We start from the raw sequence: 23,623 nt of genomic DNA, 5'->3' as shown, positions 1-23,623 counted from the left end.
CCGACCGTAGCGGTCCGATCCGATCGGGGGCGCGGCTTCCCGGACGACGACAGGGGTCCCCTCCCGACGGCGTTGTCGGAAGGGGACCCCTGAACTTCTGCGCTGCGCCTTACGGCTTGACGTGCGCGTTCACGAACGACGGGTAGCCGAAGACGCTGGAGATGAAGACTCCGCCGGCCTTGGACCCGTGCACGTTGTACGCCACGTCCACGTAGAGCGGCACCACCGGCGCGTGCTCCTTCATGATCCGCTCGTCGAGCTTGGCCCACTCCGGGCCCTGGTCGGCCGGGGCGAGCGCCAGGATGCGGTCCATCTCGGCGTTGACGGCCGGGTCGTTGAAGAAGGACTGGTTGCTGTTGCCCTCGGCCTTGATGGTGCGGCCGTCATAGAGCACCGGCAGGATCGACGCCCCGCTCGGCCAGTCGGCAGCCCAGTTACCGATGTACAGGTCCCAGGGGTTGTTCTTCTTCTTGATCTCGTCGAGCTTGGCGTCGTCGGAGATGTTCCGCAGCGTGATCTTGAAGCCGGCCCGCTCCAGGTTGGCCTTGAGCTGGGCGCCCTGCTGCTGCTCGGTGGAGTTGTCGGCGACGCCGAGGACCAGCTCCGGCGTCTTGCCGCCGAGCAGCTCCTTGGCCTTGTCGACGTTGCCGTTGGGCCCGGCCGGGTACGCCTCGTACGCCTTGTAGCCGATGGTCGACGACGGCATCAGCGTGGTCAGCGGTGCGGCGACGTTCTGGCCGCCGAGCACCTTGATCATGCCTTCGCGGTCGATGGCGTAGTTGAGCGCCTGCCGGACCTTGAGGTCGGTGACCCGTTGGTTGTTGATGACCAACTGGTTGGCGCTCGGGGTCGGCGAGAGGATCGTCCGGGACTTGAGCGCGGCGTCTCCGGCCACCTTGGCGACCAGCGAGGCGGGCACGGTGTTGAACGCCAGTGCGCTCTGGTCAGCGCCGTTGTCGGCGATCACCCGGTTGTTGGCGGCGTCCGCGGTCGGCCCGAAGGTCCAGACGAACCGGTCCGGGTACTGGTGGCGCACCGGGTCGGTGTTGGCGTCCCAGTTCGGGTTGCGCTCCAGGGTGAGCTGGACGCCCACCTGGTTCTCGGCGACCCGGTACGGGCCGGACGAGAACGGCTGCTTGTCCACGTTGATGCCGGTGTCCTTGTCGGCGGGCAGCGGCGCGGTGGTCGGCAGCGAGGCGGCGAACGGCAGGTCGCAGCGGGGCTTGGCGAACTCGAAGCGCAGCGTCTTGGCGTCCGGCGTGGAGAGGCCGGGCGGCAGCGACGTCTTGTTCTTCTTGAAGTCCCACTTGGTGTCGAACTGCGCGGTGTCGGCCAGCCACTCCTGGATGTAGGTGGGGCCGCCGGCGAGGTCGGGGTCGAAGGACCGGGCGATGCCGTACGCGATCTCCTTGGCGGTGATCGGCCGGCCGTCCTCGAACTTCACCCCGTCCTTGATGGTGAATTCCCAGACCTTGCAGTCGTTGTTGACGTTCTTGCCCGGGGTCTCGGCCAGGTCACCCACCAGGACCAGGCCACCCTTGCCGTCGTCCTTCCAGGTGGTCAGGTAGCGGGACCAGAGCGGGTTGGCCATGAGACCGGCGAACGAGTACGTCCGTTGCGGGTCGAGGTGGGAGATCGGCGATTCCCGGATGACGGTGAAGGTGCCGCCCTTCGCGGCGCCGCTCACCTCGGCCGCCGGCCCCTGCGAGTCCTTGGGGTCGGTCGCGATGACCCCGGTCTGCTTCCGGTCGGTGTCCACCGTCGTGCCCTCGCCCGTGTTCTTCGAGCACGCACCCAGTGCCACAACCAGAGCAATCGCGCCGCCTGCGGCAACCGCCACGCGTGGTCGCATGAAGTACCTCCTTCAGCCATGTGCCGTGCGGTTTCGTCGGGGCGAGAACCGCCGACGTCCCGAGGATCGTAAGGAAGAAAACCTACGAGTTGTGTAACAGTTGTCGATAAATTTCGCCATCCGTCGGCGTGGCGGGCACCGTGGGGTCAGCGCAGCCGGACCCGGGGGTCGATCACCGCGTAGAGCAGATCCACCAACACGTTCGCCAGGACGACGAAGACGGCCGCGATCAGCACGGTGGCCATGATGGTGGGCAGATCGCCCGAGCGCACCGCGTCCACCGCCGTACGCCCCAACCCCTGGATGCCGAACGTCGTCTCGGTGATCACCGTCCCGCCCAGCGCCCCGCCCACGTCCAACCCGGCGATCGTCACCACCGGAGTGATCGCCGCGCGCAACGCGTGCCGCCCGTACACGGTGGGTTTGGCCAGGCCCTTGGCCCGCGCGGTCCGGACGAAGTCCTCCGACAGCGTCTCCAACATCTGCGCCCGGGACAGCCGGGCGTAGATGGCCGAGAACAGGAACGCCAGCGACACCCAGGCGAGCGCCAACCCACTGGCCCATTTCGCCGGGTTCTCGAACACCGACGTGTAGCTGGGCACCGGCAGCAGCCGCAGGTTGTAGACGAAGACCATCAGCAGCACCGCGCCCACGAAGTACAGCTGCAACGACGCGCCGGTCAACGAGAAGCCGATGGCGGCCCGGTCCAGCCAGGTGCCCCGACGCAACGCGGAGATCATGCCAAGACCGACACCGAGCAGCAACCACAGGATCGCCGCCGGGATCACGATGCTCAGCGTCACCGGCAGCACCCGGGCGATGGTGTCCGAAACGGCCTCGTTGGTGACGTACGACCAGCCCAGGCAGGGCGCGTCGCATCGACCACCCTGGGCGCTGCCCAAGTCCCGGCCGGTCACGATGCCCTTCATGTAACCGGCGTACTGGCTGATCAGCGGGTCGTTGAGGCCCAGGTCGTCGCGGACCCGTTCCAACCGCTCCGGGTTGCAGTTCTTCGAGCAGATGCTGCTCACCGGGTCACGCGGCAGGGCGAAGAACATCAGGAAGGTCAACACGCTCACCGCGAACAGGGTCAGCGTGGCCGAGAAGAGCCGCTTGAGCAGAAACCGCGCCATGGGGTACCCCCTACCGGGACGACTTCGGGTCGAGCGCGTCCCGCAACGCGTCGCCGAAGAGGTTGAAGGCGAACACCAGGGCGAAGATCATGACGCCCGGGAAGAACACGTACGCCGGGTCGGTCTGGAGGTAGTCCAGACTGTCGTAGATCATTCGGCCGAAGCTCGGCGTCTCATCACTGAGCCCGACGCCGATGAACGACAGCGCCGCCTCGCTGGTAATGAACTGCGGCACCGCCAGCGAGAACGAGACCAGGATCGGCGCCCAGATGTTCGGCAGCAGCTGCCGGAAGAGCATGTGCCCCAACCCGGCGCCACTGGCCTTGGCCGCCTCCACGAACTCCCGCTCCCGCAGCGCGATGACCTGCCCACGGACCAACCGCGCGGTGCTGGTCCAGCCGAAAATGGCGAAGACGGCGATCAGCACACCCACCCCGAACGCGGACGACACCTGCCCCCGCTCGCCGTAGAAGCGCAGCGTGATGGCGGGGGTGAGGGCCAGCGCGATGATCAGGAAGGGCATCGCCAGGGTCAGGTCGGTGATCCAGTTGACCACCGCGTCGAGCCAGCCACCGAGATAGCCGGCGAGCGTGCCGAGCGTGACGCCGATCGTCGCGGTGATCAGCGCGGCGGCGAGCGCGATGAACAGCGACGTGCGCAACCCGTAGATCAGCCGGACAAAGATGTCCCGTCCCAGCCCCGGTTCCAGCCCGAACCAGTGGTCACCGGTGACACCGCCGGCGTACCCCAGCGGCATGCCGTTGCCGTCCAGCAGATTCTGGAACTGCTCCCGCGGCCCGACCCCGTAGAGCATCTCGATCAGCGGCGCGGCCAACCCCAACACCATGAAGAACACCAGGAGTACGCCGCTGACCACTGCCGTCCGGTCACCGCGCAGCCGCAGCCAGGCGAGCTGCCCGGGTGAGCGGCCGACGACACCCCTGGCGGCGGTCGTGCTCGCGTCCGGGTCGGACTCGATCTCGGCCAGCGCCACACCCTCCACCGGGGAGAGACTCACGACGACACCTCCTCGTCGATCGGAGCCGCCACCTCGGGGAAGTGACACGCGGTGGCCTGCCGGCCGCCGTCGCGCGGGACCAGCGCGGGCTCCTCGGTGGCGCAGATGTCCTGCGCCTTCCAGCACCGGGTGCGGAACCGGCAGCCCGACGGCGGGTCGAGCGGGGTGGGCACGTCACCGGTCAGCCGGATCCGGCCCGCCGGGCCGAGCTGGGTGACGTCCGGGATCGCCGAGAGCAGAGCCCGGGTGTACGGGTGCTGCGGGCGCTCGTAGATGTCCTCCCGGTCGCCGATCTCCACGATCCGGCCCAGGTACATCACCGCGACCCGCTGGCAGAAGTGCCTGATCACCGCCAGGTCGTGCGCGATGAAGACGAACGCCAGGCCGAGTTCCCGTTGCAGGTCACGCAGCAGGTTGACGACCTGCGCCTGGATCGACACGTCCAGCGCGGAGACCGGCTCGTCGGCGACGATCAGCTTGGGCCGCAGGGCCAGCGCGCGGGCGATGCCGATGCGCTGGCGCTGGCCGCCGGAGAACTCGTGCGGGTACCTGTTGTAGTGCTCCGGGTTCAACCCGACCAGCTCCAGCAACTCCTGCACCCGCGCCTTGATCCCGCCCGGCGGCTTGATCCCGTTGACCTGCAACGGCATCGCCACGATCCGGCCGACGGTGTGCCGAGGGTTCAGCGACGCGTACGGGTCCTGGAAGATGATCTGGAGTTCCTGACGCAGCGGACGCAACTCCCGGCGGCCGGCGTGCGTGATGTCCCGGCCGGCGAACTCGATGCTGCCGCTGGTCGGCTCCAGCAGCCGCACCAGCATCCGACCGGTGGTGGTCTTGCCGCAGCCCGACTCCCCCACCAGGCCGAGCGTCTCGCCCGGGCGCACGTCGAAGTCGAGCCCGTCCACCGCCCGCACCAGGCCGGTGGCGCGCAGCCCCTGCCGTACCGGGAAATGCTTGGTCAGGCCGCGGACCCGCAGCAGTGGTTCGTCGGTCATCGGGCCACCCCCACGGATGCGACGTCCTCGGCGTAGAACGTGGCACGCTCCTCTTCGCCGAGGTGGCAGGCGACCAGGTGACCGGCCGCGCCGGCCGGGCGCAGCTCCGGCACGTCGGTGCGGGAGCGACTGCCGGCCCGGTCGGCGTACCGGCAGCGTGGGTGGAACGCGCAGCCCTGCGGCAGGTTGATCAGGCTGGGCGGGTTGCCGGGGATGGGCACCAGGTCCGCGTCCGCGTCGCCGTGCAGCGACGGCACGCTGGAGAGCAACCCCCAGGTGTACGGGTGCTGCGGCGAGCGGAGCACCTGCTCGACGCTGCCCCGCTCGACGGCCCGCCCGCCGTACATGACCAGCACGTCGTCGGCGACCTGGCCGACCACGCCGAGGTCGTGGGTGATCAGGATGATCGCGGAGTGGAACTCGGCCTGCAGGTCGGCGAGCAGGTCCAGGATCTGCGCCTGCACTGTCACGTCCAGCGCGGTGGTCGGCTCGTCGGCGATCAGCAGCGCCGGGTCGTTGACCAGGGACATCGCGATCATCGCCCGCTGTCGCATGCCGCCGGAGAACTCGTGCGGGTACTGGTCGAAGCGACGCGCCGGCTGCGGGATGCCCACCCGGTCCAACATGTCGACAGCCCGCTGGCGGGCCTCCCGCCGGTTGGCCTTCGGGTGGTGCACCCGGTACGCCTCGGCGATCTGCCGGCCCACCGTGTAGTACGGGTGCAGCGCCGACAGCGGATCCTGAAAGATCATCGCCATGTCCCGGCCGCGCAGCCGGCGTACCTCCTCGTCGGCGAGACCGACCACCTGCCGGCCGCCCACGGAGATCTCCCCGGTGATGGTGGTCCGTTTCGGGTCGTGCAGGCCGAGGATGGCCAGCGAGGTGACGCTCTTGCCGGAGCCGGACTCACCAACGATGCCGAGGGTGCGACCCCGGTCGACGGAGAACGACACCCCGTCGACGGCGCGCACCACGCCGTCCGAGGTGTCGAACCGGACCCGAAGGTCATCCACCCGCAGGTAGGCGTCCTGGTCGGAGCGTTGTGCCGGCACGGCGGGACGGTCGTCCGGTTCGCCGGACGGCAACGGTTCCGAGCTGTCCACGGCCACCTCCCTCAGTGACGAAGGGAACTTACAGGAAAGTCCCGAGGGTGAAAATAAGCTACAAAGTCGGCACGTGTCAGCGGGCCCGAGCGTAACGAGTCGGCATCGCGCCCCGCGCCCCGCGCCCCGCGCCCCGCGCCCCGCGCCAAGATCCGAGCAACTTCCCCGAAGTTGCTGTCTCCGACAGGCAGGAGACAGCAACATCCCCGATACTGCGCGGATCTTGACGACGAACACCGCCCCCGACAGACCGGAAGCGGAGTTTGGCGCGCCCCCTGCCGCCAAGGTCACGCTCGAACCAGGATGTAGTGGCATCGCCGACGCGCCGATACCACTACATCCAAGATCGGGCGCGATCTTGTAACTCAGCTGAGTTATCTGCACCATCCCCGATGCGCCTTGCCCTTCGACAGCAGGGACTGCCGCGACTCAGGGGCGATCAGGTGAGGTGCAGATAGTCGGCGGCGTGGCCCCCCTTCACCGACCGCGCGCATCGAACTCCTCGACGGCGGCCTGCTCATCGGCCCGTCTCCGTCCGTCCGACACCAGGTGATCGTCGGTGGCCTGCTAGTCGCTCTGGAACGAGGTTGCGCCAGGACGAGTCGCACCGTGCTCCCGGTGATCAACCTGCGGCTGAACGCCGTGCGGATCCTCAACCCTGACCTCGTGGTGGCCACGGAGCTGGATTTCGAGGCGTCCTGCGTACCGGCAGACGCGGTCCTCCTGGTCGGTGAGGTCGCCGCGCCACACACCGCCGTCATCGACCGGGTGTTGAAGCCGCACCTGTACGCGGCGGCCGGGATCGAGTGGTATCTGCTCGTTGACCAGGAGAGCCTGACCGTGCGTCTCCACCAACGGCAGGGCGGCCACTACCTGGAGAGGGCAACGACCAAGCGCGGCGAGGTTCTGGAACTGACCGAGCCGGTGCGGGCGACCATCCGGCCGGAGGAACTGCTTCCCTGACAGGTGTGGGCGGCTGGCCTAGGGTCGGTCCATGACCGAGTTCGACGCGGCGACCGCCGCCGTACAGGCCGCCCTCGACGCGGGCGCGCGGTACGCCGACGCCCGGGTGATGCACCGCCGCTACGAGTCGATGACCGCGCGCAACGGTGACGTGGAGGAGCTGACCCAGGACGAGAGCATCGGGCTGGGAGTCCGCGCGTTGGTCGGGGCGAGCTGGGGCTTCCACGCCGTACCCGATCTGTCGGACGCCGCCGCCCGCGACGCCGGCCGGCGCGCGACCCGGACCGCGATGGCGAGCGCGCGGGTGCCGGGCCCTCCGGTCGACCTGGTGCCGGTCGAGGCGGTCACCGCGAGCTGGGCCTCCGGCTGCCAGATCGACCCGCTCGGGGTGCCCCTGTCCGACAAGGGCGATCTGCTGGTCGACGCGACCCGCACGATGGCCGAGCACGGCGCGGATCTGGCCGAGGGCCTTTACCAGATCTGGGACACCGCGAAGTGGTTCGTCTCCAGCGAGGGCCACCGGATCGACCAGCGCATCCGCGAGTGCGGTGGTGGCATCTCGGCCACCTCCATCGGCGACGGCGAGACGCAGCGCCGGTCCTGGCCCAGCTACCGCGGCCAGTACGGCACGACCGGGTGGGAGCTGGTCGAGTCGCTGGACCTGGCCGCGCACGCCGCGCAGATCGCCGAGGAGTCCCGGGCGCTGCTCACCGCGCCGCAGTGCCCGGCCGGTGAGACGGATCTGATCCTCGGCGGCGAGCAGTTGGCCCTTCAGATCCACGAGTCGGTGGGGCACGCCATCGAACTGGACCGGATCCTCGGGTGGGAGGCGGCGTTCGCCGGCACGTCCTGGCTGGACCTGGCCCAGCTCGGTTCGCTGCGCTACGGCTCGGAGCTGATGAACATCACCATCGACCCGACGATCCCGGGCGCGTTGGGCAGCTTCGGTTTCGACGACGAGGGCTCCCCGGCGGTCAAGCGGGACGCGGTCCGCGACGGTCGCTGGGTGGGGGTGCTGGCCGGCCGGGACTCCGCAGCGATGGCCAGCCTCGACTACGGCGGCAGCGTACGGGCCGACGGGTGGGCGCGGCTGCCGATGGTGCGGATGACCAACGTCGGCCTGGAACCCGGCCCGCACACCCTGGAGGAGATCATCGCGGCCACCGACGACGGGGTGCTGATGGACCTCAACCGGTCCTGGTCGATCGACGACAAGCGTCTCAACTTCCAGTTCGGCTGCGAGGTCGGCTGGGAGATCAAGAAGGGGCGGCGGGGGCGGATGCTGCGCAACCCCACGTACACCGGGATCGGCCCGCTGTTCTGGCGCTCGATGGACATGCTCTCCGGTGAGACGGTCTCCTGGGGGACGCCCAACTGCGGCAAGGGCCAGCCCGGCCAGATCGGGCACACCGGCCACCCGGCCGCGCCGGCCCGGTTCCGCAACGTCCGGGTGGGGGTGTCGGCATGACCGAGCTGGAGCTGGCGGGGCAGGTTGTGGAGTTGGTGCGGCGGCTCGGCGGGCCGGCCGCGCAGGCGGAGGCGGTGGTGACCCGGGCGGACCTGGCGTTGACCCGGTTCGCCAACTCGGGCATCCATCAGAACGTTTCCGAGTCGACAGTGGGGGTCCGACTGCGGGTGCACGTCGACGGTCGGACGGCTGCCGGCGGCGGCAGCGTGGTCACCGCCGACGGGTTGTCCGCACTGGTGGAGCGCACCCTGACGGCGGCGCGGCTGTGCCCACCTGACCAGGGCTGGCCGGGGTTGACCGCGCCCGTGCCCATGCCGCAGGCGCCGCCCGTCGACGAGGCCACCGCGCAGGCCGAGCCGGATCAGCGGGCCGACCGGGTGGGGGCGTTCGTGGCCGCCGCCGGGGGCCTGAGCACCGCCGGTTACTGCCGTACCGCGCACCGCTCGTCGGCGTTCGCCAACTCGGCCGGGCACTCGGCGTACGGCCGCTCGGTGGAGGCGGCGATGGACGGCATCGCCCGCCGCGACGGCGCGGACGGGGTGGCCCGGCGCAGCGCTGACCGGCTGTCCGACCTCGACGGCGCCGAGTTGGGCGCGCAGGCGGCGGCGAAGGCGCAGGCGGCGGCCGACCCGGTCGAGTTGCCGCCGGGGCACTACGAGGTGGTGTTCGAGCCGGCCGCCGTGGCGGACCTGTTGCAGAATTTGTCGTTCTACGGCTTCAACGGCAAGCGGTACAACGAGCGGCAGTCGTTCGCCGAGCCGGGCGCGGCCCAGTTCGACAGGGCGGTGACAGTGGTGGACGATCCGCTGGGCGGGTCCGGGTTGCCGTTCGACGCGGAGGGCACCGGCCGGGGGGCGTTGACGTTGGTCGAGGCGGGCACCACCAGGGCGGTGGCCCACGATCGCCGGACCGCCGCCGAGGCGGGCACGGAGTCCACCGGGCACGCTGTCGCGGGGGGTGCCACCTGGGGCCCGATGCCCCGCAACCTGCGGCTGAGTGGTGCGGCGGCGGGCCCGGCCAGTGCCGCGGGCCGGAGCACCACCGGCGCGGCGGCCGGCGCTGTCGTCGACGCGGACACCGCCGCGCTGGTGGCTGGGGTGCGCCGGGGCCTGCTGGTCACCGACCTCTGGTACACGCGGGTGCTCGACCCGAGGAGCCTCGTCGTCACCGGGCTGACCCGCAATGGTGTCTGGCTGATCGAGGACGGCACTGTGGTCAGGGCGGTCCGTGACCTGCGGTTCACCGAGTCGTACCCGAGGGCGCTGGGGCCGGGGGCGGTGCTCGGGCTGGGTGCGCGGGCGGTGCGTCAACCGGATCGGGTGGACGGTGCCTGGTGGGCGGCGCCCTCGTTGCGGCTGGCGTCCTGGCACTTCACCGGAGGCGCCTCCGGTTGATGGTCAACCGGCGCACGGAAAAACCGGCTCGCTGGGGGCTTTTCCGCAGGCCAGACACACGGGACACTCCCTTGCGCGGACGGCCCGCAGAGATCGGCGTAACGTGTGTCACTTAGCTGCGTCGGTCGATCCGGCGCGGTCGTTGGTGTGCGCATGACGTGGCAGCGGGTGCGGGTTCGCCGGTCCGCGTGCCGACCGGAGAGAGATCAGCCCGCCCGTACGGGCCCGTCGAGGAGACGACTCGAATGACTTCAACGGCAACGAGGCCGAGGGGGGCGCGGGCGCGCGCCGCCATCGCGGCGAAGACGTTGCGTACCGACCGATGGTGGTTCGCCCCGCTGATCACCGTGATCGGGCTCAGCGCCTGGGTCGTGTACGCGACGGTCCGTGTCTTCATGCACGACTTCTACTGGGTCGCGGATTACCACTACCTGACCCCGTTCTACTCGCCCTGCGTCACGGAGCGGTGTATCGAGGGCGCCTCGCACTTCGGCCGTTTCCTGCCCGGCTGGTGGATCATCCCGGACGCCGCGCTGACGCTGCCGTTCCTGCTGCTGTTCCGGCTCACCTGCTACTACTACCGCAAGGCGTACTACCGGTCGTTCTGGCTGTCGCCGCCGGCCTGCGCCGTCCCGGACGGGCACAAGGAGTACAGCGGTGAGACCCGTTTCCCGCTGCTCGGGCAGAACCTGCACCGCTACTTCTTCTACGCCGCGGCGGTCATCTCGCTGATCAACACCTGGGACGCGATCCTCGCGTTCCACTCGCCGAAGGGCTTCGGCTTCGGGCTGGGCAACATCATCCTGGTGCTCAACGTGGTGATGCTCTGGGCGTACACGATTTCCTGCCACTCCTGCCGGCACATCATCGGCGGCCGGCTCAAGCACTTCTCCAAGCACCCGGTGCGCTACCGGGCCTGGACGTTCGTCTCGGCCCTGAACGTCCGGCACATGCAGCTCGCCTGGATCACCCTCGGCACCCTGGCGCTGGCCGACTTCTACATCATGGCGCTCGCTGCCGGCTGGTTCTCCGACCTGCGGTTCATCAACTAAAGGGCCCCTGACATGACCACAACCACTCGCATCGAACGACACCACTACGACGTCGTCGTCATCGGGGCCGGCGGCGCCGGTCTCCGCGCGGCGATCGAGGCCCGGCTCGCCGGCAAGAAGACCGCGATCATCTCCAAGTCGCTGTTCGGCAAGGCGCACACGGTGATGGCCGAGGGCGGCGCGGCCGCCGCGATGGGCAACGTGAACAGCCGGGACAACTGGCAGGTGCACTTCCGCGACACCATGCGCGGCGGGAAGTTCCTCAACAACTTCCGGATGGCCGAGCTGCACGCGAAGGAGTCGCCGCAGCGGATCTGGGAGCTGGAGACGTACGGTGCGCTCTTCGACCGCACCAAGGACGGCAAGATCTCGCAGCGCAACTTCGGCGGCCACGAGTACCCGCGTCTGGCGCATGTGGGCGACCGGACCGGCCTGGAGCTGATCCGCACCCTCCAGCAGAAGATCGTCTCCCTCCAGCAGGAAGACCAGCGCGAGTTCGGCTCGTACGACGCCCGGATCCGGGTGTTCTCCGAGACGACCATCACCGAGCTGCTGCTCGACGGTGACCGGGTGGCCGGCGCATTCGGCTACTACCGGGAGTCGGGCGAGTTCATCCTCTTCGAGGCGCCGGCGGTCGTGTTGGCCACCGGCGGTGTCGGACGCTCCTACAAGGTCACCTCGAACTCGTGGGAGTACACCGGGGACGGGCACGCGCTGGCGCTGCGCGCCGGGGCGACGCTGATCAACATGGAGTTCCTCCAGTTCCACCCCACCGGCATGGTCTGGCCGCCCTCGGTGAAGGGCATCCTGGTCACCGAGTCGGTGCGCGGTGACGGCGGTGTCCTGAAGAACTCCGAAGGCAAGCGGTTCATGTTCGACTACGTCCCCGACGTCTTCCGCAAGCAGTACGCGGAGACCGAGGAGGAGGCGGACCGCTGGTACACCGACCCGGACAACAACCGGCGTCCGCCGGAGCTGCTCCCCCGCGACGAGGTGGCCCGCGCCATCAACAGCGAGGTCAAGGCCGGTCGGGGCTCCCCCGCCGGTGGTGTCTTCCTGGACATCGCGAGCCGACGCTCCGCCGACGAGATCCGCCGGCGGCTGCCGTCGATGTACCACCAGTTCAAGGAGCTGGCCGACGTCGACATCACGGCCGAGCCGATGGAGGTGGGGCCGACCTGTCACTACGTGATGGGCGGCGTCGAGGTGGACCCGGATTCGGGTGCCGCCTTCGGCCACGTACGCGGGCTGTTCGCCGCCGGTGAGGTCTCCGGCGGCATGCACGGTTCCAACCGACTCGGTGGCAACTCCCTGTCCGACCTGCTGGTCTTCGGCAAGCGGGCGGGCGGGCACGCCGCCAGCTACGCCGACGGGCTGACCACCCGGCCGAAGGTGGCGGTGCACGAGGTCGAGGCCGCCGTGGAGACCGCCCTCGCTCCGCTGCAGCGGGACACCGGCGAGAGCCCGTACACCCTTCAGCAGGACCTCCAGGCGGTCATGGGGGATCTGGTGGGCATCATCCGCCGGGAGGGTGAGCTGGCCGACGCGCTGGTCCGGCTCGCCGAGCTGCGGGAGCGGGTGGCCAAGGTGAGCGCGGCCGGCGGCCGACGCTACAACCCGGGCTGGCACCTGGCCCTGGATCTGCGCAACATGCTGGTGGTCTCGGAGTGCACAGCGAAGGCGGCGCTGGAGCGGCAGGAGTCGCGCGGCGGGCACACCCGGGAGGACTACCCGGCGATGGAGCCCAAGTGGCGGCAGGTCAACCTGGTCTGCGCACTGGACGGCGACACCGTGCAGCTGACCCGCAAGCCGCTGCCGAAGATGCGGCCGGAGCTGATCGGCCTCTTCGACCGGGCCGAGCTGGCCAAGTACCTCACCGACGAGGAGCTCGCCGACTTCGACGCCCTCGTCGCCGACGCTGGAGAGGCGGACAACCGATGAGCGCGAAGCGTCAGTTCCGGATCTGGCGGGGCGACGAGAGCGGCGGTGACCTCCAGGACTACATGGTGGAGGTGAACGAGGGCGAGGTCGTCCTCGACGTCATCCACCGTCTGCAGGCCACCGACGCGCCCGACCTGGCCTGCCGGTGGAACTGCAAGGCCGGCAAGTGCGGCTCCTGCTCCATGGAGATCAACGGCAAGCCGCGGTTGGGTTGCATGACGCGGATGTCGACCTTCGGCGACGACGAGACCGTCACTGTCACCCCGCTGCGCACCTTCCCGGTGATCCGGGACCTGGTCACCGACGTCTCGTTCAACTACGAGAAGGCACGGGAGACCCCGGCGTTCGCGCCTCCGGCGGACGTCGCTCCGGGCGACTACCGGATGCAGCAGGTCGACGTCGAGCGCTCGCAGGAGTTCCGCAAGTGCATCGAGTGCTTCCTGTGCCAGACGGTCTGCCACGTGATCCGCGACCACGAGGAGAACAAGCAGGCGTTCTCCGGCCCGCGGTACTTCATCCGGGCGGCCGAGCTGGACATGCACCCGCTGGACGCGCGGACCGACCGCAAGGAGTACGCGCAGGCCGAACAGGGCCTCGGCTTCTGCAACATCACCAAGTGCTGCACCGAGGTCTGCCCCGAGCACATCAAGATCACCGACAACGGGATCATCCCCATGAAGGAACGGGTCGTCGACCGCAGGTACGATCCCCTTGTGTGGCTTGGTAGCAAGATCTTCCGTCGGGGCGAGACGCCCCAGACCAGCGTGACCACCGCCCGTCAGGGCTCGGCGACGCCGGGCTCCGCCCGGGGTGGGGTGCACTCGCACGCGGGTGGCTCCCACGACTCGCGGGCTGAGGCGCAGGCGCAGAGCGGCGTCAACTGGCACCGGGAGGTGCCCCACCCGACCGCTCCGGCGGTCGACGACCGGGGCAAGCTGCCGCTGACCGAGCTCACCTTCGACCGGGCCGCCGCGCCGTCGCCGTTCGGCGACGACGTGACCTTCCCGCTGCCTCCGGAGCACCTCAACTTCGCCCACCCGGAGCAGGACAACAAGCACTAATCACCCGGAACAACAACGGGGGCCGTGGCAGTTGCCACGGCCCCCGTCCCACTTGCGTGATCAACGGGGGCTGGGCGTGATCACCGGGGGGTGAGGAGGGGGCGGAGGGCTGCCACGATGGGGGCGTCGGCGGGGAGCCAGGTGACCGAGTCCAGTTCGTCGGCGGCGAGCCACCGCAGCGCCTCGTGCTCCAGCGCCTGCGGTTGGTCGCCGCCGAGCAGGCGGGCCGCGTACACCTTGAGCACCGAGCGGCCGTGCGCCATCCGTACGTTGCGGCCGACCCGGTCGCCGATCTCGACGCGTACGGCCAACTCCTCGGCGCACTCCCGGATCAACGCGTCGGTCTCGGCCTCCCCCGGCTCGACCTTTCCGCCCGGAAACTCCCACATGCCCGCTACCTCGGGTGGCGCGGAACGCGCACAGGCGAGCACCCGCCCATCCCGGATGATCGCCGCGCCGACGATCACCTTCAGGTCCCGTCGCTCGGCCTGCCCGCCACCATTCGCCCGTTCGGTCCGCACGGGCGTCCAGGGTGCCAGATCAATCGGCGGTTTGGGTACCGTAGCCGTCCGCTAGGCCAATAAGACACGGAAGTGTGGGCGTGGACACCCCCTCCGAGCAGCGAGAGACTAGGGGACACCGACAAGACACGGGATGGCGACGATTTGGCCACGAGCCGGCAACGGCGCTTGGGGGGTGCGGTGATGCGCGTGCTGTTCAACAGCAGGGCCAAGCACGACTACCTTTCCGACGCGTTGACCTTGCTATCTGGTTGGACACGCGAGGGCGAGCAGATCCGACGGACGCTCATGATCGACGATACCCAACACGCCGCACTAACTGAACGGGTCAAGGTCGTCGCGGACGCGCTGCATCTGCGGCCCGAGATCAGCCGCCGGGCCGACAGCACCCAGATCCGGGTCGGGCACGGCAGCGGCGAGCCCCTGACCGAGGGCGAGGTCCTGTTGGCCGCCCGCATCGAGGACGCGTACCGGGCGGTCACCGAGGGCTGACGACCGACGCCGACTCCGCGTCCTGCGGGTACCAGCGCAGCTCCACCGAGTTGCCGTCCGGGTCCCGCACGTAGATCGAGGTCGCCGAACCGCGGGCGCCAAACCGGCTGACCGGCCCCGTCAGCACCGTGAAGACTTCCGACCCGATCACCTGCGCCCAGTCCAACGGCGCCACCACCAGGCAGAAGTGGTCCACGTTCGCGCCCTGCGGTTCACCTCGAACGAGGTCGATGATGCTGTCGGGGCTGATCCGCACCGACGGAAACGGGACTGCGCCCGCCCGCCACTCGTCGACCCGTACCGGCGCCAGCCCGAGCCGGCCGCAGTAAAAGTCCAGGGACCGTTCCACGTCGGCGACGGTCAGCACCAGGTGGTCGAAACCGGTGACCCGCACCGCGCTCATGCCTGCTCCAAGTCGGCCGCCGCGCGCAACCAGCCGCTGAACAGCGCCGGGTCGACGTCGGCGAGGTCGCGCAGCTTCACCGCCGCCATCGAGCGCGCACCGGGCACCAACCGTCCTGACGGGTCGGCGATCTCCTGTCCCCGCCACAACCCGAAGGTGACAAAGGACCCGTACGCCTTGATCAGGCAGACCGGGCGCTGGCCGGGCCGGTCGCCCAGGCCCCAGACCGGGTGCCCGTGCCACATCGCCCCCGTCGCCGCCGGCAGGGCCGCCGCGATGATCGGCCTCAGCTTCTCGCCGATCTCGCGCAGTGGGCCGGCCAGGCCGGCCAGGTAGTCGTCAACGCTCACGTTCTCGCCTTTCGCTCGGTGTTCCCTGCCGCGTTCACGATCCCCTGACGAGGGACACCGACCAAGACCTGATGTCGCTACGATCGTTGCCCACAGGTCAACGATGGGGGCGGTGTGCTGGAGCGGTACGAGGTCGAGACCTTCCTGACGCTCGCGAAGGAACTGCACTTCGGCCGTACCGCCGAGCGGTTGACAGTCAGCACCGGTCGGGTCAGCCACATCGTGAAGAAGCTGGAACGCCGGATCGGGGCACCGCTGTTCGCCCGTACCAGTCGGGTCGTCCAGCTCACCCCGATCGGCCGGCAGCTCGCCGAGGAACTGGCCCCGCTGGTTGCCGGGATGGACGAGGCCGTCCGCCGCGCGACCGACGCCGCCCGGGGTGTGACCGGGACGCTACGGGTGGCGTTCCTCGGCGAGTGGACCGCGCCGGTGCTGCTCCGGGCGGTGGCCTTGTTCGGCGAGCGGCATCCCGACTGTCGGGTGGAGGTGCACGAGGCACAGTTGTCCACCACCCGCTCCGGGCTGCTCGACGGCTCGACGGACGTGTTGATCGCCTCGTACCCGTTCGACGGGATGGCCACCGGCCCGGCGCTGCTTCGCGAGGCTCGGGTGCTGGCGGTGGCGGCGGGTCACCCGCTCACCCGGGAACGGTCGGTGTCGTTGGAGGTGCTCGCCGACCACCCGGTGGTGCAGTACCCGAGCGTGACCTCGGCGGAGTTCAAGCGGGACCGCACCCCGGAGCGCACCCCCGGCGGCCGTCCGGTGCCGAAGGGACCCGCCGGGAACACCTTCTCCGAGATGCTGTCACTGGTCGCGCTGGGCCGGGGTGTGCTGCCGGTGGGCGAGCACACGCGGCGCTACTACCCGCGTCCCGACGTGGCGTACGTGCCCATCCACGACGCACCACCGATCGAACGGGGGCCGGTCTGGCTGCCCGGCAACACCACCACCCGCGTGCGCGAGTTCGTCCGCGCCGCGACCGACGCGAACCCCCGACGAGACACGCCGAGTGGGCGCTTACCCCCGCCGAGCTGACCCGGACGCTCGGGGTCCTCGCCCGGGTGGGCCCGTTGGCATCGGTTTTCTAGCCTGAACGGCATGGCGAACATCGCGTACGACCGCAAGGAGCAGGTCCAGCAGATCGAGAGTGGCCTCCTCGAAGGCGAGCAGATCATCGCCGTCTACGACGCCGTCGGCACCGGCACCGGGTTCATCGGGCTGACCGACCGCCGGGTGATCATCCAGGACCGCTCGTTCGTCGGGAAGCGGTTCGCGATCACCAGCATCCCGTACTCGAAGATCACCAGCGTGAGCGTGGTCAGCAACAAGTCGTGGGGTGGTTCGTTCTTCTCCACCGGCGCCATCGCCATCCACGTCGGCACGCACACCTACGAGGTGGAGTTCCGTGGCGCGCAGAAGAGCCACCACGTACACAACGTGATCCTGCACCACATCTCCTGACGGCACGTCCCGGCGTGGGCCCGGCTGGCGTAATTGCCTTGCCGGGCCCGCGGTGTCTCTGGTGTCCTCGGTCGACAGCCGCGCGAAGGGAGCAGCCGCCATGCCCGACACGACGAAGTCCCCCGAACCCACCGTCATCCGATCTGACGAATCGAGACTTCGTGAGCAGCACCGTTCCCCTGGCGCTGGGCGCCACTGACGCCAACCCCGGAGGCCGCTGATGTCGGTCTTCGACGATCCCGGCCTCTTCGGCCGGCTGTGGGCCGCCGACTACGACGACGGCGACACCAACCCTGACCCGGCCCCCGCCGTGGATTTCCTGGCCGACCTGGCCGACGGCGGCCCGGTTCTCGAACTGGCGATCGGCACCGGCCGGGTCGCGCTTCCGCTGGCCGAACGGGGCCTCGACGTGCACGGCGTCGAGGCGTCCGAGGAGATGCTGGCGCTGCTGCGGGCGAAACCCGGCGGCGAGCGGATACCGGTGGTCGTCGCCGACATGGCGGACGTCCCGGTGACCGGTGAGTTCCGGCTCGCGTACCTGGTCTTCAACACCCTGTTCAACCTGGTGGACGCCGAGCGGCAGGCGGACTGCTTCCGCAACGTCGCCCGGGTGCTGTCGCCCGGCGGCGCGTTCGTCGTCGAGACGTTCGTGCCCGACCCTCGCGGCTTCGACTCGGACGAGCAGGTGCAGGTGCGTGAGGTGACCGAGGATTCCGCGACGATCCGGCTGCACAAGTACGACCGGCCGGCGCAGCGGTTCATCCGGCAGACCATCACGTTCGACGCCGACGGTGTGCACCTGAAGCCGTTCGCCATGCGGTACGCCTGGCCACACCAGATCGACGAGATGGCGCAGCAGGCAGGGCTCCGGCTCACCGAGCGGTACGCCGACTGGCACCGGCGACCGTTCCAGGCCGACAGCCCGTCGCACATCTCCGTCTACCGGGCGGAGTAGCGGTTTGATCGACTCGGGTTCCGGAAAGTCGGGGTGTCATCGCCACGACGACACCCCGATTTCAAGGAACCCGAGTCGATCTCCCGCCGCCCGAAGGCGGCCATCGACTTGTCCTTCCCGGCCTCCCACGACAGCGGCTGCCCAGACCGGGGCGTGGCTGAGATCCGGCCACGTTCCGCCTTGGGCGGATTCTGCTGAGAGCAGGTTTTGCTGGTCTGCGAGGGCCACACCGGGGTGAGCTGACGGCATGCCGTACGCCTCCCGATTCCCACGCTCCTCGCCGTACTGGCCGGTGGTCAGTCACCCTCAGCTCCGGCGCGTGCTGCCCGGGCTCGCCGTCTCCGCGTTGGGCGACGGGATGGCGGTTGTCGCGGTGTCCTGGCTCGTCATCCAACTCGTCCCGCATGATCAATGGGGCCTTTGGATCGCGGTGACCATGGCGGCGTACACACTGCCCAGCGCGGCCGGAACTGTCGTCTTCGGCCGGCTGCTGCGCGGTCGCGGCGGCGCCCAGCTCGCCGGGTGGGACGCGATCCTGCGGGCCACGGCACTCGCGGCGATACCCGTCGCCTACCTCTTCGGCGCGCTCACCATCGGGCTGTACGTCGTGCTGCTGGCCGCGTCCGCACTGCTGCACTCGTGGGGTTCCGCCGGGCGGTTCACATTGATCGCCGAACTGCTGCCGCAGCGACACCATCTGCCGGCCAACGCGGTGCTCTCCACCATCGGCGGGTTCGCCACCATCGTCGGTCCACCACTGGCGGGCCTCCTGATCGCCTGGGTCGGGCCGGTATGGGTGATCGCCATCGACGCCGCCACCTTCGCCGCGCTGGCCCTCACCTACCGCTTCGCGGTGTCCGCCGCGGACAGCGACCACCGGCACGAACGCGGCGCGTCGCGGACCGCCGGGTTCGCTGTCATCCGCCGCAATCCCGCCCTCCTGGGCCTGCTGGCGCTGAGCCTCGCGTTCTTCTTCCTGTTCGGGCCGGTGTACGTGGCCATGCCGATCCACATCACCGATGACCTGCACGCCTCGGCGACGCTGTTGGGCGCCTACTACACCGCGTTCGGCGTCGGCGGCCTCGTCGGAGGGCTGATCACCGGACACCTGCGCCGCTGGCCGCTGCGGGCCACCACCATCACCATCGTCGTCGCGTTCGGCGTGGCCATGTTGCCGCTGGGCCTCGGTGCGCCCGTCGGCGTGTCGCTGCCGGCGTTCGCCTTGGCGGGCCTGATCTGGGCACCGTACATGTCCACGTCGATGGCGCTGTTCCAGCGCAGCACGTCCATCGCGCAGCTACCGGCGGTGCTCGCCGCCAACGGCGCGGTCCTCGTGGTGGCGGTGCCCCTGGGCACCATGCTGGGTGGGCCACTGGTGGGTGCCATCGGTGCCCGGCCGACGATGCTGCTCTGCGCCACGGCGATCGTGACCGTCGGCCTGGTCGCCGGAGGATTCGCGATTCCCTGGCGGAAGACACGATCCTCCGGCGACCCGGCAGTCACCGAGGTCAGTGCCCGTCGCTGAGCTGGACGTCGACCACTGTCAGCTTCCCTCGTTGGTGCGGTGGCGTTCGACCGTCTCGGCGATGCGCTTGATCCGGCGGAGTCGGGCGTCCCAGGTGGAGCCCACCGCCGACAGCTGGGCCACCGCGCGGGCGAGTTGCGCCTCGTCGACCTGGTAGTGACGCTCGCGACCGGCCGGCTCGGCGTGGATCAGCCCAACGCGGTCCAGCACCGCCAGGTGTTTCGAGACGGCCTGCCGGGTGACGGGTAGCTGCCTGCTCAACGAGGTGGCGGTGCCCGGTCCGTCGGAGAGCAGAAGATCGATCATCGTACGCCGAATCGGGTCGCCGATCGCCGACCACAGCTCGTCGTCGACCACAGTGCTCACGCGGTCGCGACCAGCCGCGAAACGTACACGCCCAGCCGGGGAATGTAGTGGTCCCAACCGTTCTCGTGGTCGCGGTACTGCTCCTCCAGGACGGCGACCTCCCACCCCTGCTCACGGAACCCGGTCTCGGTCATCCGGATCTGCGTCCCCGTGCCGTTGGGGATCAGGTCGAAGGTGACGAGCAGCGCCTGCCCGCCGCGGTCCGGCTCGGTGAAGCACCACCGGAAGGAGAACCGCTTCGGCGGGTCGACCTCGACCACGGCGAACGCGACGGTCGTCGTCTCGCCGGTGTCGGCGTCGCGCCACACCAGTTCGCCGGGCGCACCGGCGACCGACTCGAACCGCGCGTCGTCTGGCCACCACTCCCGCATGTGCTCGGGCTGGCTGACCACCTCGAAGACCACCTCGGGGGACGCGTTGACGTGGATGTCGCGTTCGATCGTTCCCTGTTCCATACCCACCACCTTTCGCAACCTTTGGTTGCACTCAACCTACGACAGCCGAACGCCGTCGCGCAACCTTTCGTTGCATGTCGCGGAATCCGTCGTACCCGGGATGCACAATGCCGGGCATGTCTGAGCCGTCGCCGCACCGCCACCACGCCATCGACTACATCGAGCTCACGGTGACCGACCTCGCCGTGGCCAAGCGCTTCTACGCCGACGCGTTCGGCTGGCAGTTCACCGACTACGGGCCGGAGTACGCCGGCATCCGCAGTCCACACGGCGACGACGCACCCGAGGTGGGCGGTCTCCGGCTGGACGCGGAAGTGCGGGCGGGCGGCCCACTCGTGCTGCTCTACTCCACCGACCTGGACCGGTCGGTGCAGGCCGTCAAGGAAGCCGGCGGCCAGGTGGTGAACGGGCCGTACGAGTTCCCCGGTGGCCGGCGGTTCCACTTCACCGACCCCAGCGGCAACGAGCTGGGTGCCTGGGCCGAGCAGTAGGACGCGTTCCTGACGAGAAGGCTCTCCGTCCCTGACCTGTCAGAGGTCCTCGCCGCTCAGGACGAGGCAGCCGAACATGTCCGTGAGGACGGCCCGCTGGTGGTCGGTCAACGGGTTCACGAAGACCGCAACGCCAACCCCGAACTGCTGGCACGCGTCGGCTACGTCGCGGGCCCTACCGGGGCTGAGCAACGTCCGCCGCGAGAACGGGTCGCCCATCTTGTCCGCGCCGCCGGATGAGACACCCCGCCGCTGCACGTGCCGGCTCACGACCCGGCCACCACGGGCTTCCACCAAGCCGGCCAGCAGGTCGAGCTTGCTTTCGAACTCCTTGTCCTTCGCCGAGAACAGGCCCACCAGCGCCACGTCGGTGCCTGCCAGCACAGCTTTCAACGCCCCCGTCCCGATATCTGCTCGCCGGTTCGCCGGCTGTCAGCGTCGCCGGGCGCGCAGCACGCCGGTCAGCATGGGCACTGTGAACTCACCGTTGGCGGTCTCCGGTCGACTCCCGAGGAAGGCGCGGACCCGGTCGAGTGTGGCCGCTCGTTCCGCGCCCGGCATCACCAGCATCCCGGCCCGCGTCGCGAGCGTCGCGACGAGCGAGTCGGCGGTACGCCGCTGACCGTGCGGGAACTCGACCTGCTCCGCCGACCCGAACCGGGCGATCAGGCCGGTGCGCGCAACGACCATGTCCGCCGTCGCCGCGCGCCAACTACTCAACGTGTCACGCGGGCCGATGGCGGCACTCCCGCTGACGCGTTCGAGCCCGGCAACCCAGTCGATCCGGTCGTCCATGATGTTCCACAGACCGGCCAGGACACCGCCCGGTGCGAGGACTCTGGCGACTTCCGCCCCGGCGACGGTCATGTCGAACCAGTGCAGGGCGTTGCCGGCCAGCACGGCGTCGACGGACGCGTCCGGCAACGGGATCGCCTCCGCGCTACCCGGCAGGGCACGGACGGCCGGCAGCGCACGGCGTAGCTCGGCAAGCATCGCCGGGTCGGGCTCGACCGCGACGACGTCCGCGCCCACCGCGATCAGCGTCGCCGACAACTTGCCGGTGCCGGCGCCCAGGTCGAGCACACGCAGGCCGGGCGCGGGCTCCAGCGCCCACCGCACCGCGGCCTGCGCGTAGTCCGGGCGGTGCTCGGCGTACGCGGCAGCGGCCGCGCCGAACGACGATCGCAGCAGCTGTTCGGCCATGCGGTCAACCTACCGCCGCTCGTGGGCATCGACTGCCCCGTGGCCGGCGTGCAGATCCTGCGGAGCCGGTGGGGCGTCCCGCCAGCCCGTCTACGTGCTCGGCATCCCGGTCAGGTTGATCATGATCCACTCGCCTTCCTGAATACCGCGCTATCGAGGTCGGAGGGACACCGCGACATCAATGAAGCCGAGTCGATCATGCATGTCAGACGTTGAAGCGGAACTCCACCACGTCGCCGTCCTGCATGACGTACTCCTTGCCCTCGATGCGGACCTTGCCCGCCGCCTTGGCCGCCGCCATCGAACCGTGCTCGACCAGGTCCTGGTACGAGACCACCTCGGCCTTGATGAAGCCGCGCTGGAAGTCGCTGTGGATGACGCCCGCGGCCTCCGGCGCGGTGGCGCCGATCGGGACGGTCCAGGCGCGCGCTTCCTTCGGGCCGGCCGTGAGGTACGTCTGGAGGCCGAGGGTGCGGAAGCCCACCCGGACCAGCTGGTTGAGGCCGGGCTCGTTCTGCCCGATCGACTCCAGCAGTTCGCGGGCCTCCTCCTCGGGCAGGTCCACCAGCTCGGACTCGATCTTGGCGTCCATGAAGATGGCCTCGGCGGGGGCGACGAGGGCGCGCAGCTCGTCGAGGAACGTCTCGTTGGCCAACTCGGCCTCGTCGACGTTGAAGACGTACAGGAAGGGCTTGGTGGTGAGCAGGTGCAGCTCGCGCAGGTGCTCCAGCTCGATCTTGGCGGCGGCGGCCCCGGAGTAGAGGGTGGTGCCACCGTCGAGCACCTCGATCGCGGCCTTCGCGGCGGCGACGGCGGCGGCCCGGTCCTTGCGGAGCTTGGCCTCCTTCTCCAACCGGGGCAGCGCCTTGTCCAGGGTTTGCAGGTCGGCGAGGATCAGCTCGGTGTTGATCGTCTCGATGTCGTCGGCCGGGGAGACCTTGCCGTCGACGTGCACCACGTTCGGGTCGGAGAAGGCCCGGACGACCTGGCAGATCGCCGAGGCGTCCCGGATGTTGGCCAGGAAGGCGTTGCCCCGGCCCTGCCCCTTCGACGCGCCACGGACCAGGCCGGCGATGTCGACGAACGACACCGGCGCCGGCAGCACCTTCTGCGAGGAGAAGATCTCGGCCAGCTTGCCCAGCCGCTCGTCGGGGAGCCCGACCACGCCGACGTTGGGCTCGATGGTGGCGAACGGGTAGTTCGCCGCCAGCACGTCGTTCTTGGTCAACGCGTTGAAAAGCGTGCTCTTGCCGACGTTGGGCAGGCCGACGATGCCGATGGTGAGACTCACGACGGGCCAGCTTACGCCGGTCCCGGCCGGGCCGGTCCAGGCGGCTCCGATTCGGCGGTCGGCAGGTGGTCGATCGTCGGGCCCGCCGGGCCCCGGTTGGCGTTGCTACCCTGCCGGTTCGATCTTC

25 protein-coding genes are annotated in these 23,623 nt (G+C 69.7%); 12 read left to right on the top strand and 13 right to left on the bottom strand.

All coding sequences use genetic code 11. The features are described from left to right. Window positions 1-109: 109 nt before the first annotated feature. The 5 genes from IF22_RS0129195 to IF22_RS0129175 form a co-directional block, all read right to left on the bottom strand. Window positions 110-1,852, bottom strand: coding sequence for an ABC transporter substrate-binding protein (locus IF22_RS0129195; RefSeq protein ID WP_030337523.1), 1,743 nt, complete (start codon window positions 1,850-1,852; stop codon window positions 110-112). A gap of 146 nt (window positions 1,853-1,998) precedes the next feature. Beyond that, window positions 1,999-2,985, bottom strand: a complete 987-nt coding sequence (locus IF22_RS0129190; protein ID WP_030337522.1) for an ABC transporter permease — start codon at window positions 2,983-2,985, stop codon at window positions 1,999-2,001. Window positions 2,986-2,995: 10 nt separating this feature from the next. Next, window positions 2,996-4,003, bottom strand: a complete 1,008-nt coding sequence (locus IF22_RS0129185; RefSeq protein WP_030337521.1) for an ABC transporter permease — start codon at window positions 4,001-4,003, stop codon at window positions 2,996-2,998. Further along, window positions 4,000-5,001, bottom strand: a complete 1,002-nt coding sequence (locus IF22_RS0129180) for an ABC transporter ATP-binding protein (RefSeq protein ID WP_036412552.1) — start codon at window positions 4,999-5,001, stop codon at window positions 4,000-4,002. The genes IF22_RS0129185 and IF22_RS0129180 overlap by 4 nt, the downstream gene beginning before the upstream one ends. After that, window positions 4,998-6,053 (bottom strand): ABC transporter ATP-binding protein, encoded by a 1,056-nt coding sequence (locus IF22_RS0129175; RefSeq protein ID WP_030337518.1) that lies wholly within the window; start codon window positions 6,051-6,053, stop codon window positions 4,998-5,000. Before IF22_RS0129175 ends, IF22_RS0129180 begins: the two co-directional genes overlap by 4 nt. 543 nt (window positions 6,054-6,596) lie before the next feature. Between IF22_RS0129175 and IF22_RS0129170 the strand changes: the two genes are divergently transcribed. The 6 genes from IF22_RS0129170 to IF22_RS0129145 all read left to right on the top strand — a co-directional run bounded on the left by IF22_RS0129170 (window position 6,597) and on the right by IF22_RS0129145 (window position 13,983). Then, on the top strand, window positions 6,597-7,067 hold the full coding sequence (locus IF22_RS0129170; RefSeq protein ID WP_081884146.1) for a Uma2 family endonuclease: 471 nt from the start codon (window positions 6,597-6,599) through the stop codon (window positions 7,065-7,067). Between the two features lie 31 nt (window positions 7,068-7,098). Next, window positions 7,099-8,535, top strand: a complete 1,437-nt coding sequence (locus IF22_RS0129165; RefSeq protein ID WP_030337515.1) for a TldD/PmbA family protein — start codon at window positions 7,099-7,101, stop codon at window positions 8,533-8,535. After that, complete coding sequence (locus IF22_RS0129160) at window positions 8,532-9,929, top strand: TldD/PmbA family protein (RefSeq protein ID WP_030337514.1); 1,398 nt, start codon at window positions 8,532-8,534, stop codon at window positions 9,927-9,929. The genes IF22_RS0129165 and IF22_RS0129160 overlap by 4 nt, the downstream gene beginning before the upstream one ends. A 245-nt stretch (window positions 9,930-10,174) precedes the next feature. Next, entirely contained in the window at window positions 10,175-10,981 is an 807-nt protein-coding gene (locus IF22_RS0129155) for a hypothetical protein (RefSeq protein ID WP_030337513.1), read from the top strand. Between the two features lie 12 nt (window positions 10,982-10,993). After that, window positions 10,994-12,922, top strand: coding sequence for a fumarate reductase/succinate dehydrogenase flavoprotein subunit (locus IF22_RS0129150; protein WP_030337511.1), 1,929 nt, complete (start codon window positions 10,994-10,996; stop codon window positions 12,920-12,922). Beyond that, window positions 12,919-13,983, top strand: coding sequence for a succinate dehydrogenase/fumarate reductase iron-sulfur subunit (locus IF22_RS0129145; protein ID WP_030337510.1), 1,065 nt, complete (start codon window positions 12,919-12,921; stop codon window positions 13,981-13,983). The genes IF22_RS0129150 and IF22_RS0129145 overlap by 4 nt, the downstream gene beginning before the upstream one ends. Before the next feature lie 80 nt (window positions 13,984-14,063). Here IF22_RS0129145 and IF22_RS0129140 read toward each other — a convergent pair whose 3' ends face one another. Beyond that, entirely contained in the window at window positions 14,064-14,504 is a 441-nt protein-coding gene (locus IF22_RS0129140) for a (deoxy)nucleoside triphosphate pyrophosphohydrolase (RefSeq protein WP_036412550.1), read from the bottom strand. 183 nt (window positions 14,505-14,687) lie between these two features. Here IF22_RS0129140 and IF22_RS0129135 point away from each other — a divergent pair, with 183 nt between their 5' ends. After that, window positions 14,688-14,996, top strand: a complete 309-nt coding sequence (locus IF22_RS0129135; protein ID WP_030337506.1) for a 4a-hydroxytetrahydrobiopterin dehydratase — start codon at window positions 14,688-14,690, stop codon at window positions 14,994-14,996. Here the strand turns inward: IF22_RS0129135 and IF22_RS0129130 are convergent. Together IF22_RS0129130 and IF22_RS0129125 are read right to left on the bottom strand one after the other, a co-directional pair. Next, window positions 14,983-15,399: a VOC family protein gene (locus tag IF22_RS0129130; RefSeq protein ID WP_030337505.1), complete on the bottom strand. Its 417-nt coding sequence runs from the start codon at window positions 15,397-15,399 to the stop codon at window positions 14,983-14,985. The genes IF22_RS0129135 and IF22_RS0129130 overlap by 14 nt on opposite strands. Continuing rightward, window positions 15,396-15,749: a DUF1801 domain-containing protein gene (locus tag IF22_RS0129125; RefSeq protein ID WP_030337503.1), complete on the bottom strand. Its 354-nt coding sequence runs from the start codon at window positions 15,747-15,749 to the stop codon at window positions 15,396-15,398. Before IF22_RS0129125 ends, IF22_RS0129130 begins: the two co-directional genes overlap by 4 nt. Window positions 15,750-15,863: 114 nt before the next feature. On the opposite strand from IF22_RS0129125, the gene IF22_RS0129120 reads away from it, so the two are divergent. The 4 genes from IF22_RS0129120 to IF22_RS0129105 all read left to right on the top strand — a co-directional run bounded on the left by IF22_RS0129120 (window position 15,864) and on the right by IF22_RS0129105 (window position 19,690). After that, the gene (locus IF22_RS0129120; RefSeq protein ID WP_051708855.1) at window positions 15,864-16,784 is read left to right on the top strand and encodes a LysR family transcriptional regulator; all 921 of its coding nucleotides are present in this window, start codon (window positions 15,864-15,866) and stop codon (window positions 16,782-16,784) included. Between the two features lie 63 nt (window positions 16,785-16,847). Continuing rightward, window positions 16,848-17,210, top strand: coding sequence for a PH domain-containing protein (locus IF22_RS0129115; RefSeq protein WP_030337500.1), 363 nt, complete (start codon window positions 16,848-16,850; stop codon window positions 17,208-17,210). Between the two features lie 220 nt (window positions 17,211-17,430). Beyond that, the gene (locus tag IF22_RS0129110; protein WP_030337499.1) at window positions 17,431-18,165 is read left to right on the top strand and encodes a class I SAM-dependent methyltransferase; all 735 of its coding nucleotides are present in this window, start codon (window positions 17,431-17,433) and stop codon (window positions 18,163-18,165) included. A 247-nt stretch (window positions 18,166-18,412) separates the two neighbouring features. Next, entirely contained in the window at window positions 18,413-19,690 is a 1,278-nt protein-coding gene (locus tag IF22_RS0129105; protein WP_030337497.1) for an MFS transporter, read from the top strand. 18 nt (window positions 19,691-19,708) lie between these two features. Here the strand turns inward: IF22_RS0129105 and IF22_RS0129100 are convergent, their stop codons facing one another. Further along, on the bottom strand, window positions 19,709-20,056 hold the full coding sequence (locus IF22_RS0129100; RefSeq protein WP_030337495.1) for an ArsR/SmtB family transcription factor: 348 nt from the start codon (window positions 20,054-20,056) through the stop codon (window positions 19,709-19,711). Then, the gene (locus IF22_RS0129095; protein ID WP_030337494.1) at window positions 20,053-20,511 is read right to left on the bottom strand and encodes an SRPBCC domain-containing protein; all 459 of its coding nucleotides are present in this window, start codon (window positions 20,509-20,511) and stop codon (window positions 20,053-20,055) included. Before IF22_RS0129095 ends, IF22_RS0129100 begins: the two co-directional genes overlap by 4 nt. A 116-nt stretch (window positions 20,512-20,627) precedes the next feature. Here IF22_RS0129095 and IF22_RS0129090 point away from each other — a divergent pair, with 116 nt between their 5' ends. Further along, window positions 20,628-21,002, top strand: a complete 375-nt coding sequence (locus IF22_RS0129090; RefSeq protein ID WP_030337493.1) for a VOC family protein — start codon at window positions 20,628-20,630, stop codon at window positions 21,000-21,002. Window positions 21,003-21,041: 39 nt separating this feature from the next. On the opposite strand, the gene IF22_RS0129085 is transcribed toward IF22_RS0129090, so the two are convergent. The 3 genes from IF22_RS0129085 to ychF form a co-directional block, all read right to left on the bottom strand. Continuing rightward, on the bottom strand, window positions 21,042-21,386 hold the full coding sequence (locus IF22_RS0129085; RefSeq protein WP_156057966.1) for an HflX GTPase family protein: 345 nt from the start codon (window positions 21,384-21,386) through the stop codon (window positions 21,042-21,044). A gap of 48 nt (window positions 21,387-21,434) precedes the next feature. After that, window positions 21,435-22,205, bottom strand: coding sequence for a class I SAM-dependent methyltransferase (locus IF22_RS0129080; RefSeq protein ID WP_030337489.1), 771 nt, complete (start codon window positions 22,203-22,205; stop codon window positions 21,435-21,437). A gap of 205 nt (window positions 22,206-22,410) precedes the next feature. After that, window positions 22,411-23,496 (bottom strand): redox-regulated ATPase YchF, encoded by a 1,086-nt coding sequence (gene ychF / locus IF22_RS0129075; RefSeq protein ID WP_030337488.1) that lies wholly within the window; start codon window positions 23,494-23,496, stop codon window positions 22,411-22,413. Window positions 23,497-23,623: the final 127 nt, after the last annotated feature.

The organism is Micromonospora parva (assembly GCF_000718515.1).
GTDB lineage: Bacteria > Actinomycetota > Actinomycetes > Mycobacteriales > Micromonosporaceae > Micromonospora > Micromonospora parva.
The sequence above is the reverse complement of the archived record's forward strand: the minus strand, read 5'-3'. Positions and strand labels throughout refer to the sequence as shown.